Origin of the sequence: Butyricicoccus faecihominis (assembly GCF_014648015.1) — a bacterium.
GTDB lineage: Bacteria > Bacillota > Clostridia > Oscillospirales > Butyricicoccaceae > Agathobaculum > Agathobaculum butyriciproducens.
Genome location: NZ_BMQH01000033.1, coordinates 1 through 860, shown reverse-complemented (window position 1 = coordinate 860; position 860 = coordinate 1). Strand labels below are relative to the sequence as shown.

At 54.7% G+C, this 860-nt stretch carries 1 protein-coding gene; it reads right to left on the bottom strand.

The features are described from left to right. A partial coding sequence (iolG, locus tag IEY11_RS14570) for an inositol 2-dehydrogenase (protein ID WP_188886903.1) occupies positions 1 to 860 on the bottom strand: 860 nt, incomplete at both ends.

Genomic DNA, 860 nt, shown 5'->3' with positions numbered 1-860 from the left:
TCGTTGTTGATTGCATCAACGAAGGAGATAACCTGGTTGATGAATGCCTGGTTGTAACGCTCGAGGAAGAACCACAGCGGCTTCTCGGAGTGAGCGCCGTCCTTGGTCAGTACGGTGGTGGTGTTCAGCAGGTCGTTGGCATCGGAAGCCATGCCCTTAGAGCCGAACGCCTCAACGCGCTGGTCGTAGCCGTAAACTGCCTGACGGGAGTTGTTGATAACAGCGATGCAGCCGTTAGCCATCTTCATGGTAACAACAGCGGTGTCAACATCCGGAATACCGGACTCTTCCTGCAGGTTCGGGTTAACGAGGCAGGAACCAACAGCGGAGATCTCAACAGCCTCGGAACCGGTTACGTAGCGAACCATATCGAAGTCGTGGATCATCATATCGTAGAAGATACCGCCGGAAACTGCAACGTAGGAAGCCGGGGGCGGCTCCGGGTCACGGGAGGAAACGATAACGATATGCGGATCGCCGATCGTGCCGTCCTTAACTGCGTCTGCAACTGCCTTGTGGTTGTGGTCGAAGCGGCGGTTGAAGCCTACCTGGAACTTAACGCCCTTCTCCTCAACGAGTGCGAGCAGCTTCTTGATCTTGTCGATATCATAGTCGATCGGCTTCTCGCAGAATACGTGCTTGCCAGCCTGAACTGCTGCCATGGAAACATCGCAGTGCGTATCAGTGGAGGAGCAAACGAATACTACGTCTACCTCAGGATTGTTGATAACGTCCATAAAGTCGGTGGAAACGTTGGTGATCTTGCGCTCTGCCAGCCACTCGCGTGCGCCGGACTTGTCAAGCATCGGGTCAGCAGCAGCTACTACCTGAACGCCCGGTACGGAGTTGATCAGGTTGTT